Source organism: Agrobacterium pusense, assembly GCF_900102105.1.
In the GTDB taxonomy this organism is placed as follows: domain Bacteria; phylum Pseudomonadota; class Alphaproteobacteria; order Rhizobiales; family Rhizobiaceae; genus Agrobacterium; species Agrobacterium pusense.
This window is the reverse complement of record NZ_FNBB01000001.1, coordinates 870,573-888,747: the sequence shown is the minus strand read 5'-3', so window position 1 is coordinate 888,747 and position 18,175 is coordinate 870,573. Positions and strand designations below refer to the sequence as shown.

Here is an 18,175-nt window from a genome sequence, read left to right as displayed (position 1 = left end):
CTTCAGTTCTGTTCGTCGTCTTTTTCGTTTGAAGGTCCAAGATCGCGCTGCACTTCGGGCGAGCGTAGAAGCGCGTCGATCTTCTGATAATTGTCGAAACTCGTATCGTCGCGGAAACGCAGTTCCGGCATGTATTTCATCTGCCGGAGCTGCGGGCCGAGGCGGCCGCGCATGAACTTGGCATGGCGGTTGAGTGCCGTGATGATATCGGTGTGGTCGGCAACGCCGAGCGGCGTCACGTAAGCGGTGGCGATCTTGAGATCGGGAGACATGCGCACTTCCGAAATGGAAATGACGGTGCTTTCGATCAGATCGTCGCGGACTTCACCGCGCTGGAGAATCTGGGTCAGGGCGGCGCGCACCTGTTCGCCGACGCGCAGCATGCGTTGGGAAGGGGCCGATGATGTAGCTTTTGCCATGGGTTATGCCTCAAACGGAGCGAGCGCCGGTAAGCCGGCGCCCGACAGTAAAGTCCTGTTTTGCGGCGAGAACGCTCTTTGTTCTATCGCATTTCTGGACGGAAAACCGGGGGTCCACTTTTCCTGGAAATGCTTTAGAGCGTTCTCGTGATGTGTTCGACGCGGAAGCACTCGATGGTGTCGCCGGCGCGGATGTCTTCGTAGTTTTCGAAGGCCATACCGCATTCCTGACCAACAGGCACTTCGTTGACTTCGTCCTTGAAGCGCTTGAGGGTCTTGAGCTTGCCTTCGTGGATGACGACGTTGTCGCGAACCAGACGAACACCCGCACCACGTTCCACCTTGCCTTCGACGACACGGCAACCCGCGACCTTGCCGACCTTGGTGATGTTGAACACCTCGAGGATTTCGGCATTGCCGAGGAAGGTCTCGCGACGTTCCGGCGAAAGCAGACCCGACATCGCCGCCTTCACGTCATCCACCAGATCGTAGATGATGTTGTAGTAGCGGATCTCGATACCAGCGCGTTCGGAAGCCGTACGTGCCTGTGCATTGGCGCGAACGTTGAAGCCGATGATTGCGGCGTTGGAGGCCTCGGCAAGCGAGATATCCGATTCCGTGATGGCACCAGCACCCGAATGAACGATACGAGCGCGGACTTCGTCGGTGCCGAGCTTGTCGAGCGAAGCGATAATGGCTTCGACCGAGCCCTGCACGTCTGCCTTGATGACCAGCGGGAATTCCTTCATTCCCGACGTCTGCAACTGGCTCATCATCTGTTCCAGCGAACCGCGCTGGCCGGTCTGACGTGCGACAGCCTTGTCGCGTGCCAGACGCTGGCGGTACTCGGAGATTTCGCGAGCACGGCTTTCGTTTTCGACAACCGCGAAACGGTCACCCGCCGACGGCGTGCCGGAAAGACCGAGAATCTCGACCGGCATGGCCGGACCGGCTTCCTTGACATGTTCGCCCTTGTCGTTGACGAGCGCGCGCACACGGCCCCACTGATCACCGGCAACGATGATCTGGCCGGGCTTCAGCGTGCCCTTCTGAACCAGAACCGTGGCAACGGCGCCGCGGCCGCGGTCGAGCTCGGCTTCGATGACCGTACCTTCCGCCGTGCGGTTCGGGTCCGCCTTGAGGTCAAGGATTTCGGCCTGCAGCAGGATCGCTTCAAGCAGCTTGTCGAGGTTGAGCTTGTTCTTGGCCGAAACTTCGACGTCAAGAACTTCACCGCCCATCGATTCCACGAAGACTTCGTGCTGCAGAAGCTGCTGGCGAACCTTTTCAGGGTTGGCCTCATGCTTGTCGATCTTGTTGATCGCAACGACGATCGGAACACCCGCCGCCTTGGCGTGGTTAATGGACTCGATCGTCTGCGGCATCACGCTGTCGTCTGCGGCAACCACGAGAACGGCGATATCCGTCGCCTGCGCACCACGGGCACGCATGGCGGTGAAGGCGGCGTGGCCGGGGGTGTCGATGAAGGTGATCTTCTGACCGTTCTTCTCGACCTGGTAGGCGCCGATATGCTGGGTGATGCCACCGGCTTCGCCGGCAACAACATTCGCCTGACGGATGGCGTCGAGAAGCGAGGTCTTGCCGTGGTCGACGTGACCCATGATCGTCACGACGGGCGGACGCGGCAGCATTTCGCCTTCGTCGTCCGCCTGGTTGAAGATGCCTTCTTCCACGTCGGATTCGGAAACGCGCTTGACGGTGTGACCGAATTCGACTGCAATCAGTTCCGCCAGATCGGCGTCGATCACGTCGCCCGGCTTCATCATCTGGCCTTCCTTCATCAGGAACTTGATGACGTCGACGGCACGTTCCGACATGCGCTGCGACAGTTCCTGAATGGTAATGGTTTCCGGCAGGATCACTTCGCGCATTACCTTTTCACGGGTCTCCTGCATCTGGCTGCGGCGGAACTTTTCCTGCCGGCGGCGCATGGATGCCATGGAGCGGCCACGTGGCGTACCGTCTTCATCCAGATTGGACGAGGTTACGGTCAGCTTGCCACGGCGGCGTTCTTCTTCTGTCTTCAGGCGTGCAGCCGGCTTGGCCGGCGCCGGCGCTGCAACCTTGCCACGGACTGGCAGGTTACCACGGCGTGCACCGCGATCGTCCTCCTCGTCGCCGTCAGTGCGGCGACCGCGCGGAGCGGCGGTTTCGGTGGCCGGGCGGGCAGGGGCAGCGGCGGGCTGAGGACGAGCCTCGGCGCGCGGCGCCGGCTGAGCGGCAGAAACCGGCTTTTCAGCGGCCGGTTCGGATTTTGCTTCCGCGGCCGGCTGGCTTGCCGCGAGCTTTGCTGCTTCAGCCTCCTCGGCGGCGCGGCGGGCGGCCTCTTCCTTTTCCGCGGCAATGCGGCGTTCTTCTTCCACCTTGCGGCGAGCCTCTTCTTCGGCGCGCTGCTTGGCTTCAATAACGTCACGGGCCTGCGCTTCCATCAGTGCGCGGCGACGGGCTTCCATTTCACCGGCGGAAAGGTCATGCAGAACATTGCCGCGCGGACGCTCCGGCTGGCGCTGCTGGGGCGCAGACGAGCCGGGACGCTGCTGCTGCGAAGGGGAAGAACCCGGACGCTGCTGCTGGTTGCTGGGCTGGTGGATGCGTGGCTGCGGAGCCTGTGGACGCGGTGCTGCGGCGGCGGGAGCCGCCGGCTTCGGAGCGGGGGCCGCAGCCGAATGTACCTGCTTCTCGTCTTCGGGACGCATGGGGCGGCGCTTGCGTGTTTCCACGACAACCGCGTTGGTGCGACCTCGACCCATATCCTGCCGCACGGTGCCCTGATTCATCCCGCCCGGCTTCAGGGTAAGAGTCTTCTTGGCAGGCGCGTTGAGTGTCTTGTCGTCGTTGTTGTCGGTCATTCCGTTCCCGTTCCTTCGGACGAGAACCGGATGACGTTCATCAGGTCTCGTCGTTCAATTGCTGCATCGGAACGCGGCGACCGTTCATATCGGGCAACCGCGTCATTGTTCTGTCCGGGCAGCGTCGCGTTCCGCATGAGCCCGACCGCCATTGCGGTACTGCTCAAGCATCGTTGCGCGCTTCACTACACCCTCACCCGCCTGCCCTGCAAGCGCGCAGGCATGGATAAAAGCATTCTGGCCCATCAACTCGTCCATTTCGGCTTCGCTAAAGAGCCGGAAGGACGGAATTTCATTGCTGGCATCGCTGCCGAGTGCCCAGGCCTTGCGGGCCTGGTCCAGTTTTCTGACGCCATCGGCCGCAGCGTCGGTCGCATGGAACACGGCGATCGCGTTCCCGGACCGGACGGCAGCATCGACCTTCGTCGCGCCGCTGATGAACTGGCCCGCCTTGCGCGCCATGTTCATCATGCCAGCCACATGCTGCGCCATCAGACGGTCGAGAAGAGCGAGAAGCTCAGGCCCGGCCTTGACGTCACGTTTCAGAGCCCGCGCGAAGAGCTTCTTCGCGATGGCTTTCTCGATCAGGGCGCGCTCGGGTGTCACCCAGCAGCCGCGTCCCGGCAATTGGCGTTTCAGGTCCGGAACGACGTCGCCGTCCGGGCCTGCGACGAAGCGGATCAGCTCATCTGGCGATCCGCTCTGCCGTGTCACAATGCACATACGTCCATTGACGTCGCCTTTGATCCGCCCGTCATCGTCAGTCTCGGGCAGCTCGTCCGGCTCATGCGCCTGCGATGTCATTCCTGCTCGGCGGTATCCGCCTCCTCGGCAGCTTCCGCATCGGCTTCCTGTTCGGAAGCGAGCTCTTCGGCGGTGATCCAGCCTGCCAGAAGGCGAGCCTGCACCACCATGTTCTCGGCCTCGACGCGCGAAACATCGAGCTTGGAGAAGATGCCTTCGAACTTCTTCGTCTCGCCGTCCTTGCGCTCGCTCCAGCCAACGAGATCGTCCGCTGCACAGCCGGCAAAGTCTTCGATGGTCTTGATGCCGTCTTCGCCGAGCGCAACCATCATCTGCGAGGTCAGGCCGTCGATCTGGCGCAATTCGTCGGAAACGCCGAGTTCCTTGCGCTTGGCGTCCATTTCGGCTTCCAGGCGTTCCAGATATTCGCGGGCGCGGGTCTGGATTTCATCGGCGGTGTCTTCGTCGAAGCCATCGATCGAGGAGATTTCGTCGAGATCGACATAAGCCAGTTCTTCAACCTGCGCGAAGCCCTCCGAAGCCAGAACCTGGCCGACCATTTCGTCGACGTCGAGCGCTTCCATGAACAGGGCCGTACGCTCGTTGAATTCCTTCTGGCGACGCTCGGATTCTTCCTGCTCGGTCATGATGTCGATGTCCCAGCCGGTCAGCTGCGATGCCAGACGCACGTTCTGACCGCGGCGGCCGATGGCGAGCGACAGCTGCTCGTCGGGAACGACCACTTCGATACGCTCGGATTCTTCATCCAGAACGACCTTGGCGACTTCCGCCGGCTGCAGGGCATTGACGATGAACGACGCCGGCTCCTGGCTCCATGGAATGATGTCGATCTTCTCACCCTGGAGTTCGCCGACGACGGCCTGAACGCGCGAACCGCGCATACCGACGCAGGCGCCGACCGGGTCGATCGAGCTATCGTTCGAGATGACGGCAATCTTGGCGCGTGAGCCAGGATCACGGGCAACCGACTTGATCTGGATGATGCCGTCGTAAATTTCCGGAACTTCCATGGTGAAGAGCTTCACCATGAACTGCGGATGGGTACGCGACAGGAAAATCTGCGGGCCACGCTGTTCGCGGCGAACGTCGTAGACGTAGGCGCGTACACGATCGCCGTAGCGCATGTTTTCGCGCGGGATCATCTCGTCACGACGGATAATGCCTTCGCCACGGCCGAGATCGACGATGACGTTGCCGTATTCGACGCGCTTGACGGTGCCGTTGACGATTTCGCCGATACGGTCCTTGAACTCGTCATACTGGCGGTCACGCTCGGCCTCGCGCACCTTCTGCACGATGACCTGCTTGGCGGACTGGGCGGCGATACGGCCGAAATCCATTGGCGGCAGCGGATCGGCAATGAAGTCGCCGAGCTTGGCGTCCGGGTTGCGGTCGCGGGCAAGCTCCAGCGGGATCTGGGTCGAATAGTCCTCAGCCGCTTCGACAACTTCCAGAAGACGCTGCAGGCGGATTTCGCCGGTCTTGGAGTTGATATCAGCGCGGATATTGGTTTCCGAACCATAGCGCGAGCGGGCGGCTTTCTGGATAGCGTCGGCCATTGCGGCAAGCACGATTTCGCGGTCGATGACCTTTTCGCGCGCCACAGCATCGGCGATCTGCAGAAGCTCAAGCCGGTTAGCACTCACTGCCATTTTTTTATCTCCGTAAGTCGCATAATTGCGGGGATCGCCCGTTTTCCGGGCTTTACGTTGGAATTAGTCTTCGTCTGCTTCGTTTTCGTCGTTCTGGTTTGCGGCAGCGGCCTTGGCCGCCTTGTCTGCCCGCAGCGCATCACGAATAAGGTCGTCCGTCAGAATGAGCTTCGCATCGGAAAGCGCAGTGAACGGAATAACGACTGTCGGCTCTTCGCCATAAGCGATCTGGTCGCGTTCCAGCTTGAAACCGTCAGCATCAACCTCAACGATCTTGCCGCGAAACCGCTTGCGGTTCTCGACCAGAATGGAGGTTTCGACCTTCACCAGATGGCCCTGCCAACGGGTGAAATCCGATTTGCGAACCATCGGCCGGTCGATGCCGGGCGAGGAAACTTCAAGATGATACGCTTTATCGACCGGATCTTCCACATCAAGAACCGGTGAAATGGCCATGGAAATGGCTTCACAGTCCTCAACGGTCATCGTGCCGTCTTCCCGTTCCGCCATCACCTGCAGCGTCATGCCGTTCTGATTGGAAAGCCGCACGCGCACCAGAACATAGCCCATACCCGTCAGAACGGGTTCGATGATCTCGGCAATACGCTGGTCGATGCCGGTTTCGGTTATAAGTCGCGGTTCGTGTGCGGTGTCTGCCATCTGGCCTTCCGGTTTTGGATTGTCGCCGGGCTTTCAGCCCTCTGTTTCCGGTCCGCCTAACGAAAAAGAGCGGAGCCTTGCGGCCCCACTCTTCATCAAGCGATCAAGAATTTCAGTGGTCATATAGACCCATCGGTGCAGGATTGCAAGGTTTTCGCGGGTAGAGTCGCTTCCGCTGCGCCCTCGGCCATATTTTCACCCTTCCCGTGCGGGAAAGGCTGGCATGATTTTCGGCACTGTCTATAGTTGCCGTTTGATAAATCGCAGTTGCATCAAGTGGACAGAGCGTGCCTGACCGTAAATCGCCACTCGCGCCTTTAAGGCATTTGACTTACAGACGAATCTGGATCGCGAGCCTTGCCTCAAATTTCGGCGGACTGATCCAGGCGGTGGGCGCCGCATGGATGATGACGTCGCTCTCCAGTTCGGAAAACATGATCGCGCTGGTGCAGGCCTCCACCTCTTTGCCGATCATGCTGTTCTCGCTGATTTCAGGCGCGCTGGCCGATAGTTTCGACCGCCGCCGCATCATGATTTCGGCGCAGCTGCTGATGCTGACGGCGTCCGTGCTGCTTACCGTTTTTGCCTGGTCCGGCTGGCTCACGCCGTGGCTTCTGCTTTTCTTCACCTTTATGATCGGCTGTGGCACGGCCCTCAACAATCCGTCCTGGCAGGCATCCGTCGGCGAAATGGTGCCGCGCGAGGATTTGCCCGCCGCCGTCACGCTGAACAGTGTCGGCTTCAATATTACCCGCAGTGTCGGCCCGGCCATCGGCGGTATCATCGTCGCCGCCGCCGGTGCGGCCGCCGCATTTTTCGTGAATGCGCTGAGCTATTTCACGCTGATCTACGCCCTGTTTCGCTGGCAGCCGCCCAAATATGCCTCGACCCTGCCGCGGGAGCAGCTTCTGGCCGCCATTTCGGCCGGCATGCGTTATGTGGCGATGTCGCCCAATATCGGCAAGGTGCTGGTGCGCGGCTTCCTTTTCGGCCTTTCCGCCAGCGCCACCCTCGCCTTGATGCCCATCGTCGCCCGCGACCTGGTGGAGGGCGGCCCGCTGACCTATGGCGTCATGCTGGGTGCCTTCGGCGTCGGCGCGATTGGCGGTGCGCTGATCAGCGCGAGATTGCGCGAGGTGCTGTCCAGCGAATGGATCGTGCGCGTCGCATTTCTAGGCTTCGCCTTCAGCGCCGGCGTAACGGCGGTGAGCACGAGCGCGATCATCACGTCACTGGTGCTGACCGTTGCCGGCGCCTGCTGGGTGCTGGCACTGTCGCTCTTCAATACCATTGTCCAGCTCTCCACCCCGCGATGGGTGGTTGGCAGGGCGCTCTCGCTTTACCAGACGCTCACCTTCGGCGGCATTGCGGTCGGCAGCTGGCTGTGGGGTGAGCTGGCGGAAGATTACGGCATTTCCTATTCGCTGCTCTGTTCCTGCGCACTGATGCTGCTCGGTGTCGTCGTCGGCCTCAAACTTGCCATGCCGGCCTTCGCCTCGCTTAATCTCGATCCGCTCAACCGTTTCGTGGAGCCGCCGCTGAGACTGGACATCAAGCCGCGCAGCGGGCCCATCGCCATCCTCATCGATTATGAAATCCATGACGAGGATCTGGGCGAATTCCTGCCGCTGATGGCCGAGCGCCGCCGCATTCGCATTCGTGACGGCGCGCGCAACTGGAACCTGATGCGGGATCTCGAAAACCCCGACATCTGGACGGAAAGTTACCATGTGCCGACCTGGGTGGAATATGTCCGCCATAATCACCGCCGCACCCAGGCAGATGCAGAGGCCTGGGACCGGCTGCTGGAGCTTCACCGCGGCAAGACGCGGCCACGGGTGCACCGGATGATCGAACGTCAGACCATCCCGCCGACCGACGATATCTTTCACAAGCCTCATACAGATCAGCATTGAGAGGTGGGGCCGAAACGTGCAGGTAAAGGCATTGATACCTCCCTGCCATAGCTCTCGACGTCATTCTCGGGCTTGTCCCGAGGGTCCAACGACGTATGTTAAATCAACTGGTTGCAGATGCTCGGAACAAGCCCGAGCATAATGACATAGAGGTTTTCCGACGTCGCCGGTAACGTGCTATTTTAACCTTGCCTTCAAGCTTGCATCTGGAAAACACGTCGGTGAAAGCCCATTTTTCGACTGCCAGTCCCCGAGTGAGCGGCGCGTCTTGAAACCGGCGAGGCCATCTGCCTTGCCGACATCATAGCCCTTGGCAACCAACGCCTTCTGCATTGCCAGAACATCCGAGCGCAGCATCGATCCGACATTGCCCCATTCCCCCTGGAACGGCCCCGCGCCGTGGGCGATGCGGTCAGCGAGATTGCCGATGAAGAGCGCATAGAGATCGGAATTATTATATTCCTTGATGACGTAGAAATTCGGCGTCACCACGAATTCCGGCCCATGCCGCCCAGCCGGGACCAGCATCATGCCATCGGCAGAGAGGTCATTGGCCGGGAAGGCTTTTCCGGAAATGCGTGTGATGCCCATTTTCGCCCAATCCGCCACAGGTCGTGCGAGATCAGGCCCTTCCTGCGCGCAGGAAACATTGGCGGGGATCGAGACTTCGAAACCCCAGTCGCGATTGCGTTGCCAGCCGCGCTGAGAAAGATAGTTAGCTATGGATGCCAACGCGTCCGGCACGGAGTTCCAGATGTCACGGTGGCCGTCGCCATCAAAGTCCACGGCATACTTCAGATAGCTCGACGGCATGAACTGCGGCTGGCCGAGCGCACCGGCCCAGGAGCCCATCATGCGAGAGGCCGCGATATCGCCACTCTCGACGATCTTCAGCGCATCGATCAACTCGGCGCGAAACATCTCCTTGCGGGTAGACATATAGGCTTTTGTGGCCAGCACATCGACCACGGAATGTGGCAGTTTTGCCCGGCCGAAACCGGATTCGCGGCCCCAGATCGCAACGACGATATCACCCGGCACACCGTATTTCGCCTCTATCCGGCGCAGCGTCGCCGCGTGGGTGGAAGCAAGCGAACGCCCGGTGGCGGCAAGACCCTGCAGCCGCTTTTCCGAGAAATAGGCGCCGGGCGAGGAAAATTCCGCCTGGCTCTGGCTCTGCTCCTTCGGCGGCTTCTGGCCGGGAATGACGAGATCGGGCAGGTTCCAGCTGATGGAGAGACCGCTGAGCGTAGCCTCAAGCGTCCTTTGCGAAATGCCGGCCTTGCGCGCTTCCGGCCAGATTTCCTTTTTCAGCCAGGCATTAAATTCGGCATCATATCGGGCTGCCGCTGCTCCTGTCGGTGCCGATTGCCCCAACGCCGTCGTTGCTGAAAAAACGGAAAGAAGGGCAGCCAGTGCCTTCGGGGCAAAACGGTTTCGCATTCGGTCTCCTCTTTGAATGACGGGGAGGGAGGGGGACTTCAGATTGTCGTTCGCGCCCGAAGCGCGGCCGTCAAAGTGCCCTCGTCGAGATAATCGAGCTCACCGCCCACCGGCACGCCATGCGCAAGCCGGGTGATCTTGATGTCGAGACCGGAGAGGCGGTCGGTGATGTAATGGGCGGTTGCCTGCCCTTCCACCGTCGCATTGACGGCGATGATGAGCTCGCGGATGCCGCCGGCGCTCACACGGTCGATCAGGCCCTTGATGTTCAGGTCCTCCGGCCCGACCCCGTCGAGCGGCGACAGAGTGCCCCCCAGCACGTGATAGGCAGTGTTCATCGCACCCGTCCGCTCCAGCGCCCAGAGATCAGACACATCTTCCACCACGATGATGACCGACTGGTCGCGCCGGTCGTCGGCGCAGACGGTGCAGGGGTCTATCGTATCGACGTTGCCGCAGCAGGAGCAGATCTTCACCTTGTCATAAGCCTCGCCCATGGCATGGCCCAGCGGCCCGAGAAGCTGTTCCTTCTTCTTGATGAGATGCAGTGCTGCCCGCCGCGCCGAGCGGGGCCCAAGCCCCGGCACTTTTGCCAGGAGCTGGATCAGTTTTTCGATTTCGGGGCCGGTGACTCGTTTTGCCATGAGCGCTTTCTACTGCATAAATCGGGAAACGGGAATCATGAAGCGCAAAGGGTTGTTCATGAAAATCAGGGCGGTGTGCCGGGGCGAGGCAAAAAGGCTGCCGGGAAAGACCACGAAGACGGGCATCTTCAAACATGCCGTGCAGGGTCCCGTCATGGTCGATGCGGAAGGCATCGTCAGTGACGCCGTCTGCAATCGCAAACATCACGGCGGGCCGGATCAGGCGATTTACGTCATGGGCTCCGCCGATCTCGACTTCTGGTCCCGCTCTCTGGGCTTTACGGTCGAACCCGGGTTTTTTGGTGAGAACCTCGTTCTTGATGGTGTCGACAGCGCAAAACTCCACGTTGGCGACAGGTTCTCGGCAAATGACGTTGAGCTGGAAGTGACCGCCGCCCGCATTCCCTGCGCCACCTTGTCGGTTCGCATCGGCGATCCCGATTTCGCACTGCGTTTCCGTCGGGCGGGCCAACCGGGGTTCTACTGCCGGGTGCTGAAAGGCGGCATGTTGGCTGCCGGGGAGGATATCGTGTTCAAACCCTATCAGGGATTAAAGCTGCCAATACCGACCATTTTGCAGCGCTTTCGCCCCATGCAGCTCAACGCAGCTGAACGCCTGGCCTTTCTGGAAACGCCGCTGGCGAGCCGGTTTCGCGCGATGCTGGAAGCTTGAAGCCGGCCATGGGACAAGGAGGGCGCCCGCTCCATGCGCTTCGCCCCCTCGTCAAATCGGTTATATCAGAACGGCAGCTTCATGCCGGGCGGCAGCGGCAGGCCGGCGGTCAGCCCAGCCATCTTTTCCTGCGCCTGCGCTTCGCCTTTCTGCTTGGCGTCCTTATGCGCTGCGACGATCAGGTCCTCAAGGATTTCCACCTCGTCTTCCTTCAATAGCGAGGGATCGATTTTCAGGCCGCGCATTTCGCCCTTGCCGTTCAGAATGACGGTTACCAGACCGCCGCCAGCACGCCCCTCGATTTCGAGCGCAGCGATTTCTTCCTGCACCTTCTCCATCTTGGCCTGCATTTCCTTGACCTTGCCCATCATGCCCATGATGTCACGCATGTGCCAATCTCCTGTTCTTTTTGTTTAAAACTCGATGTCGTCGCCGGGAAGGATGTCGCCTTCACTCGATTCGGCAACCGATGGCGACGCGATGTCTTCAGCCTCATCCTGTACGGCGGCGCGGATGCGCACGTCGGTAATTTTTGCGCCGGGAAACTGCGCCAGGATGGCAGCCACATCAGGGTCCTGGCGTGCATCGACAAGACGCGCGTCCCGTGCGTTGCCCTCAGCCTCGACAAGGGTCGGTTCCCCCTGCTCCTTGCTGAGGCTGATGATCCAGTGGATGCCGGTCCATTCCTTGAGCTTGACGCCAAGTTCGCCGGGCAGGGAGCCGGGGGCACCTTCCCCGAGGCGCATATCGAGCCGGCCGGGCTCCAGCCGTACCAGCCGTACGAAGTTGCGCACTTTCGCCCGCATGACGGGATCGCGGTTCTTCTGACACAGATCGGCAATATCCTGCACCGAATTGACGGGAACTTTCGGCTCCGGCCGCTCCTCCGTTTTCGGTGCTGCGACCTGCATTTCCTGCGGGCGGCTATCTGGAATGGCGCGCAGTATGGCGGAGGTCTGTGGCGCTGCCTGGCGCTGGGTGGGAAGATCGACAGGTCGTCCCGCAGCCACGGTCTGTGCTGACGAATAGGCGCGCGCACCGCCGCCATTGCCGCCGCCGGAAGGTCCGCCATTGGCGTAACCCCCGTCACCGTTCGAAAGCTCCAGCAAGCGCCGGGCAGCATCTTCGGGTGCGGGAAGATTGGCAGCGTGCGCCAGCCGGATGAGAACCATTTCGGCAGCACCGGCCGGGCGCGAGGCATTTTCCGTTTCCGGTATGCCCTTCAGCAACATCTGCCAGATGCGCGAAAGCGCGGTGACCGCAATTGTGTCGGCAAATTCCGCACCGCGCACGCGCTCTATTTCAGAAAGCGAGGGATCTTCCGCTGCATCCGGCACATATTTCATGCGGGTCACGAGATGGGTGAAATCGGCGAGATCGTTAAGGACCACAACCGGGTTCGCGCCCGCCTCATATTGACCGTTGAATTCCGACAGAGCGGCCGCGACATCGCCTTTGACGACGTGCTGGAAGAGATCGACGATGCGGGCCCGGTCGGCAAGACCGAGCATGCCGCGTACCGCTTCAGCTTCCACCCGGCCACCGCCATGGGCGATTGCCTGATCGAGCAGCGACAGGCCGTCACGGGCAGACCCTTCCGCCGCGCGGGCGATCATCGAAAGCGCCTGCGGTTCGGCTTCGAAACCTTCCTTGCCGGCGATGGCGGTAAAAAGACCGACGAGATCGGCGGCGCTGATGCGGCGCAGGTCGAAACGCTGGCATCGTGACAGAACCGTGATCGGAACCTTGCGGATTTCCGTTGTGGCGAAGATGAACTTCACATGCTCCGGCGGTTCTTCCAGCGTCTTGAGCAGGCCGTTGAAAGCCTGCGTCGACAGCATGTGCACTTCGTCGATGATATAGACCTTGTAACGCGCCGAGACAGGGCGATAACGCACCTGTTCGATGATTTCGCGAATATCGTCGATGCCGGTATGGGAGGCGGCATCCATCTCGATCACGTCGACATGGCGACCTTCCATGATCGCCTGACAATGTTCACCGGGAATGCGCAGATCGATGGTCGGCTTGTCGATGGTGTCGGTTTTGTAATTCAGCGCTCGGGCGAGAATGCGGGCCGTGGTCGTTTTGCCCACGCCGCGGACGCCGGTCAGCATATAGGCCTGCGCAATACGTCCGGTCTCGAACGCGTTTGTCAGCGTGCGGACCATCGGCTCCTGTCCGACCATCAGATCGGAAAAATCCTTCGGGCGATATTTGCGCGCCAGTACCCGATAGCCGGTCCCGACCTGGGATTCGCTTGATGTGGTGGGTACGCTGTCGTTCATCGCCTCGCCAGTTTGTTTTGCCAGTTTGTCTTGGGGCGCTGAACTGGCCCGGCGAAAGCTGAGCACGTCTTTTAAAAGGTGGGAGGCTGGCACGGCGACCCGTGCCGGGCTCGTTAGGGCTGCTTCCTTCCGGACCTGACCCGGTTGGCGAGTGGCTCGTCCACCACCAACCTCCCGGGGCCACATATCGGCAATATCGACAGCAAATGCAAGCCAAGCATTCAAAAAACTGCTATCACAATGAAAACAAACATGGAGGACACCTTGGAGACATTCCAGCTGGACGAAAGACTGGCGCGCGATAGCGTGCTCGTGACGCGTTTGGGGCTATGTGAACTGCGTTTGCAAAATGACAGCCGCTGGCCATGGCTGGTGCTGGTGCCGCAGCGAGACGGCGTCAGCGAGCTGTTCGATCTTACTCCGCTTGATCAGGCCGTGCTGACATTCGAGACCAATCTTGTCGCGTCCGCCTTGAAAGAAATTACCGCGGCCACCAAGATCAATGTGGGCGCTCTGGGCAACATCGTCCGGCAACTGCATGTCCATATTATCGCCCGCAATGAAGGCGACACCTGCTGGCCCGGCCCCATCTGGGGTCATGGGACGCCCGTGCCTTATGCCGCGGGCGAAAAGGAAACTTTGATGAAAAAAATCTCCGGCGCACTCTGATGATTTCCATGAAAATTTTTGAAACCACTGCCCCCCATCCCGAAGCAAGTCTGCTGACGGCTTTTTCCAAAAATGCCCTCGACCGTTTCGCGGAAAAGCGGACGGAGGAATGCGTTGCCGATGCCCTGAAAGTCGACGGCACCCATATTTTTGCCTTTTCGGGCAGCCGGCTTGTCCTGAAGCATGACGAACAGGTCATCGACCCCCTGTTTTCCGCCTATGAGCTGGCCGAGTTGCAGCCGGATTTCGACAATGCCGTCCTGCTTGGATATCGGGAAACCGGCGAACCGCGAATCGCCGTTCCGGTTGCCGTGGCCGAAGACCAGCTGGCGAGCCACTACAAGCTCGCCGACGCACGCACGCTGTATCGCGATCACCTGCTGGAAGAGGAATTGCTGAGTGAGGTCGCCCAGGCCGTCAGCCTCACACATTGGAACGCCGACAACCGCTTTTGCGGGAAATGCGGTGGGGCCATGGAGCTGCGAATCGGCGGCTACAAGCGCATCTGCGCCGCCTGCAGCCACACTATTTTTCCACGCACTGATCCCGTCGTCATCATGATGACGATCGACATCGAGCGCGATCTGTGCCTGCTTGGCCGCGGAGCGCATTTTGCGCCGGGCATGTATTCGTGCCTCGCCGGTTTTGTGGAACCGGGTGAGACCATCGAACAGGCTGTTCGCCGTGAAACGCACGAGGAATCCGGTGTCGAAATCGGCCGCGTCCGTTATCACGCCTCCCAGCCTTGGCCGATGCCGCATACGCTGATGATCGGCTGTTATGCCGAGGCGTTGTCTTTTGAGATCGCACGCGATGAGGTCGAGCTTGAGGATTGCCGCTGGTTCACGCGGGAAGAGGTGGCAAAGATGCTGGAGGCCCCGGCGGGCGAAGGTCTTTCTGCGCCGCCCATGGGAGCCATCGCGCATCGCCTGATGCGCGACTGGGTGGAATGGCCGAAGTAGGAGATCGCGGCAGGCTCAGCTCTGGTTGAGCTTTCCGCGCATCGCATGGCCCTTGTAGACGCCGAGAATACGGACTTTTTCAGAGAAGAAGCGCAGCTCGTCCAGGGCATGCCGCACGGGTTCGTCATCGGGATGGCCTTCAATGTCGGCATAAAATTGCGTCGCCACGAATTTGCCGCCGAGCTGGTAGCTTTCGAGCTTCGTCATATTGATGCCGTTCGTCGCAAAGCCACCCATGGCCTTGTAGAGTGCCGCGGGAATGTTGCGGACGTTGAAAACGAAAGTCGTGACGACGATTTCTTCGCTCGACTGGCGCTTGGCCCAGTTTTCATCGCGGGACAGCACTACGAAGCGCGTGACGTTGTTTTCCGAATCCTCGACATTCTCGGCGAGAATATCGAGACCGTAAAGGCTGGCGGCAAGACGCGGCGCAAGCGCCGCCATGCTGCGGTCGCCCGTTTCGGAAACGAGCCTTGCCGATCCTGCCGTATCGCCGGCGATGACGGGTTTCCAGCCGTTGGAACGAATGATCTTGCGGCACTGGCCAAGTGCGTGGATGTGGCTGTGGACGGTGCGGATCTCGTCCTTTTTCACGCCCGGCATCACCATCAGCTGAAAGCGGATCGGCATGAAATATTCGCCGATGATATGCAGGCGCGATTCCGGCAGCAGGTGATGAATATCCGCCACGCGGCCGGCCAGAGTGTTTTCGATCGGGATCATGCCGAGATCGGCTTCGCCGTTTTCAATGGCGTTGAACGCATCCTCGAATGTCGGACACGGCAATGGTTCCATGTTCGGAAACATGTCGCGGCAGGCCATGTCGGAGTTCGCGCCGAATTCGCCCTGAAAGGCAATGCGATTGGTGATCAAGCTCATGGGACTGTCCGTTAAAGGGTTCTGCTTGCAAGAATTTTGCGAGCTTTTTCGAGATCGTGCGGCGTATCGACACCGAGCGGTACGGAGCGGACGATCTCGGCATCAATGCGCATGCCCGCTTCGAGAGCACGCAGCTGCTCCAGCCGCTCGCGCTTTTCCAGCGGTGAGGGCGGTAGACTCACGAATGTCTCGAGCGCAGCACGGCGATAGGTGTAGAGCCCGATATGATGATAAAGCGGCCCCTCGCCGTAAGGCGCGGTGGTGCGGGTGAAATAAAGCGCGCGCAGACGTGTTTCGGAAAGTGGGCTGCCCACAACTTTCACTACGTTCGGATTGGTTTTTTCTTCCTCGTCGGTGATTTCGACCGTCAGTGTCGCAATGTCGACGGCGGCGTTCTCCAGCGGGCGCAACGAGGCGCGTATAGTTTCCGCCTCGATGGTCGGAAGGTCGCCCTGAACATTGATGACATATTCCGCCTTGCCATAGGGGTCGGCCTTCTGCAGCGCTTCGAAAATGCGATCCGAACCGGATTGATGGTCGTCACGCGTCATCATCACGTCGAAACCGGCATTTTGAACCGCCGAAAATACCTGTTCGTCATCGACCGCGACGACGATTCGCTCCGCGCCGGCCTCACGTGCCCGCTGCGCAACCTGCACGATCATCGGCTTGCCACCAATGTCGGCAAGCGGCTTGCCGGGCAGGCGCGTGGAGGCCATTCGCGCCGGTATGAGGACGACAGCTTTCTCGAAATCCCGATTATTCATCCGACACCCTTCAAATCCCGCCCGAAAAGTGTCAAAACGTCACGGTGTGGGGAGCATTATTCAAGTTGCGCAGGCTGTGCAAAAGCCATAGCTTTCGAGCAATTTCAAGATGCCCGTTATATCGAGCGGATGCGAGGGAGCGCGTTTAGATGAATTCTTATGTTAATATGGGCGTTGGGGCGTTTCTGGGTACAGTATTCGTCCTGATGTCGGTGTCGATTGCGTCCGAGGGCATTTTCCATGCGCCCGCGCCCGAAAAGGAAGGTTACGCCATCGTCGCGGAAGAAAGCAGCGGCGGAACGGGCGGCGGAGAAGCGGCGGCTGCGGCCACCCCGATCGCACAGTTGCTCGCCAGCGCGGACGCCGCCAAGGGCGAAGCGGTCTTCAAGAAATGTACGAGCTGTCATACCGGAGAGAGTGGTGGTGCAAACAAGGTCGGCCCCAATCTCTTCGATGTCGTCAACCGGCCGATCGCCAGCCACGAAGGTTTCAGCTACTCCGCAGCGATGAAGGATTTCTCCAAGGGTGGAGCCGAGCACTGGGATTACGATCATCTCAACTATTTTCTCGAAGCCCCGAAAAAGCACGTTCCAGGCACGGCCATGGGCTTTGCGGGTGTGAAGAAAGAAACGGAAAGAGCAGATCTTATTGCCTATCTCCGCACGCTGTCTGCGAACCCGGCGCCGCTGCCGGACCCGGCTGCAGCTCCCGCGCCGACAAATTGAAGGTGACGACAGTTCATGAGAAAAGCCCGGCAGAGATGCCGGGCTTTTCTTTTCGCAATCTTGCCTTGCCTCTCGAAGATCAGAAGCCCTTGCCGCCCCGCAACTCGGAAATCACCGTTCCGACCATGATCCTGACATCCAGCCAGACCGAAAAGTTTTCGACATAATAAAGATCGGATACGATGCGCGCCCTTGCCTTGTCGCTGCGATCCGTTGGCCCGCGCAGGCCCCGCATCTGGGCAAGTCCCGTGATGCCTGGCCGCATCCGGTGCCGCAGGTGATAGTGCGGAACCAGCTCCTCGTAGAGACGGCCGGCCGCCAGCATGCCGATGGCATGGCAGCGCGGTCCGACCAGCGACATGTCACCCTTGAGCACATTGATGAGCTGTGGCAGCTCATCAATATTCGTGCGCCGGAGAATGGCGCCGATGCGGGTTATTCTCGGGTCATTCTTCACTGTTTGCGCCACGCCGGTGGCGTCGCACATGTCTGTTCTCATTGAGCGAAATTTATAGACGCGAATCTTCCGCCCATTCATGCCCCAGCGGACCTGCGAGAACAGGACCGGCCCGCGGCTGTCGAGTTTGACGAGCGCTGCCACCGTCAGAAGGACGGGAGCCAGTGCGACGAGGGCGATGGACGCCCCCGCAATGTCCATCGTTCTTTTGAGCGCGAACTGGCCGCGTTGTAGTGGAGATACCCGTTTCTCAAAAATGGAGGGCTGCGTTTCCGGTGTCTCGAAAGTGATGGCCGAGGAATAGGGATCGCCGAAAAAAACGGCATGGGATGAGCCTTTAGTACCCAACATAGTATAGGATCCTGAAAAACTTATTTTGATAGAAG

The 18,175-nt window shown here is 60.1% G+C and carries 17 protein-coding genes and 1 other RNA gene; 5 read left to right on the top strand and 13 right to left on the bottom strand.

Annotation, left to right across the window (positions count from 1 at the left end):
• Positions 1-2: 2 nt before the first annotated feature.
• From rbfA to rimP, 5 genes are all read right to left on the bottom strand, one after another.
• Positions 3-419 (bottom strand): 30S ribosome-binding factor RbfA, encoded by a 417-nt coding sequence (rbfA, locus tag BLU28_RS04470; protein WP_004439055.1) that lies wholly within the window; start codon positions 417-419, stop codon positions 3-5.
• 134 nt (positions 420-553) lie between these two features.
• On the bottom strand, positions 554-3,289 hold the full coding sequence (gene infB / locus BLU28_RS04465) for a translation initiation factor IF-2 (protein ID WP_004439058.1): 2,736 nt from the start codon (positions 3,287-3,289) through the stop codon (positions 554-556).
• A gap of 102 nt (positions 3,290-3,391) precedes the next feature.
• The gene (locus tag BLU28_RS04460) at positions 3,392-4,093 is read right to left on the bottom strand and encodes an RNA-binding protein (RefSeq protein ID WP_077986516.1); all 702 of its coding nucleotides are present in this window, start codon (positions 4,091-4,093) and stop codon (positions 3,392-3,394) included.
• Positions 4,090-5,706, bottom strand: a complete 1,617-nt coding sequence (nusA, locus tag BLU28_RS04455; protein WP_003524306.1) for a transcription termination factor NusA — start codon at positions 5,704-5,706, stop codon at positions 4,090-4,092. Before nusA ends, BLU28_RS04460 begins: the two co-directional genes overlap by 4 nt.
• A 63-nt stretch (positions 5,707-5,769) precedes the next feature.
• Entirely contained in the window at positions 5,770-6,366 is a 597-nt protein-coding gene (gene rimP, locus BLU28_RS04450; protein WP_004439068.1) for a ribosome maturation factor RimP, read from the bottom strand.
• 287 nt (positions 6,367-6,653) lie between these two features.
• On the opposite strand from rimP, the gene BLU28_RS04445 reads away from it, so the two are divergent.
• Positions 6,654-8,282 (top strand): MFS transporter, encoded by a 1,629-nt coding sequence (locus tag BLU28_RS04445; protein ID WP_077986517.1) that lies wholly within the window; start codon positions 6,654-6,656, stop codon positions 8,280-8,282.
• 177 nt (positions 8,283-8,459) lie between these two features.
• Here the strand turns inward: BLU28_RS04445 and BLU28_RS04440 are convergent, their stop codons facing one another.
• Together BLU28_RS04440 and recR are read right to left on the bottom strand one after the other, a co-directional pair.
• Positions 8,460-9,725 carry a lytic murein transglycosylase gene (locus BLU28_RS04440; protein WP_077986519.1) on the bottom strand — a complete coding sequence of 422 codons (1,266 nt, stop codon included), beginning with the start codon at positions 9,723-9,725 and terminating at the stop codon, positions 8,460-8,462.
• A 38-nt stretch (positions 9,726-9,763) separates the two neighbouring features.
• A complete protein-coding gene (gene recR / locus BLU28_RS04435; protein ID WP_003507177.1) occupies positions 9,764-10,369 on the bottom strand; it encodes a recombination mediator RecR in 606 nt (201 codons plus the stop codon).
• 37 nt (positions 10,370-10,406) lie between these two features.
• On the opposite strand from recR, the gene BLU28_RS04430 reads away from it, so the two are divergent.
• Positions 10,407-11,042 carry an MOSC domain-containing protein gene (locus tag BLU28_RS04430; protein ID WP_168247063.1) on the top strand — a complete coding sequence of 212 codons (636 nt, stop codon included), beginning with the start codon at positions 10,407-10,409 and terminating at the stop codon, positions 11,040-11,042.
• 65 nt (positions 11,043-11,107) lie between these two features.
• Here the strand turns inward: BLU28_RS04430 and BLU28_RS04425 are convergent, their stop codons facing one another.
• From BLU28_RS04425 to ffs, 3 genes are all read right to left on the bottom strand, one after another.
• Positions 11,108-11,431 carry a YbaB/EbfC family nucleoid-associated protein gene (locus BLU28_RS04425; RefSeq protein WP_004439084.1) on the bottom strand — a complete coding sequence of 108 codons (324 nt, stop codon included), beginning with the start codon at positions 11,429-11,431 and terminating at the stop codon, positions 11,108-11,110.
• A 24-nt stretch (positions 11,432-11,455) separates the two neighbouring features.
• Positions 11,456-13,330 carry a DNA polymerase III subunit gamma/tau gene (locus BLU28_RS04420; RefSeq protein ID WP_077986521.1) on the bottom strand — a complete coding sequence of 625 codons (1,875 nt, stop codon included), beginning with the start codon at positions 13,328-13,330 and terminating at the stop codon, positions 11,456-11,458.
• A gap of 78 nt (positions 13,331-13,408) precedes the next feature.
• Positions 13,409-13,505, bottom strand: an RNA gene (gene ffs / locus BLU28_RS04415) — signal recognition particle sRNA small type.
• A 65-nt stretch (positions 13,506-13,570) separates the two neighbouring features.
• Here ffs and BLU28_RS04410 point away from each other — a divergent pair.
• Together BLU28_RS04410 and nudC are read left to right on the top strand one after the other, a co-directional pair.
• On the top strand, positions 13,571-13,999 hold the full coding sequence (locus BLU28_RS04410) for an HIT domain-containing protein (RefSeq protein ID WP_162699341.1): 429 nt from the start codon (positions 13,571-13,573) through the stop codon (positions 13,997-13,999).
• Entirely contained in the window at positions 13,999-14,961 is a 963-nt protein-coding gene (gene nudC, locus BLU28_RS04405; protein ID WP_077986523.1) for an NAD(+) diphosphatase, read from the top strand. The genes BLU28_RS04410 and nudC overlap by 1 nt, the downstream gene beginning before the upstream one ends.
• Before the next feature lie 15 nt (positions 14,962-14,976).
• On the opposite strand, the gene BLU28_RS04400 is transcribed toward nudC, so the two are convergent.
• Positions 14,977-15,840 (bottom strand): prephenate dehydratase, encoded by an 864-nt coding sequence (locus tag BLU28_RS04400; RefSeq protein WP_004439096.1) that lies wholly within the window; start codon positions 15,838-15,840, stop codon positions 14,977-14,979.
• 11 nt (positions 15,841-15,851) lie between these two features.
• Positions 15,852-16,607, bottom strand: a complete 756-nt coding sequence (locus BLU28_RS04395) for a 3-deoxy-manno-octulosonate cytidylyltransferase (RefSeq protein WP_004439098.1) — start codon at positions 16,605-16,607, stop codon at positions 15,852-15,854.
• A gap of 149 nt (positions 16,608-16,756) precedes the next feature.
• Between BLU28_RS04395 and BLU28_RS04390 the strand changes: the two genes are divergently transcribed.
• Positions 16,757-17,332 (top strand): c-type cytochrome, encoded by a 576-nt coding sequence (locus BLU28_RS04390; RefSeq protein ID WP_004439101.1) that lies wholly within the window; start codon positions 16,757-16,759, stop codon positions 17,330-17,332.
• A 79-nt stretch (positions 17,333-17,411) separates the two neighbouring features.
• Here BLU28_RS04390 and BLU28_RS04385 read toward each other — a convergent pair whose 3' ends face one another.
• On the bottom strand, positions 17,412-18,140 hold the full coding sequence (locus BLU28_RS04385) for a sugar transferase (protein WP_022555350.1): 729 nt from the start codon (positions 18,138-18,140) through the stop codon (positions 17,412-17,414).
• Between the last annotated feature and the right edge of the window lie 35 nt (positions 18,141-18,175).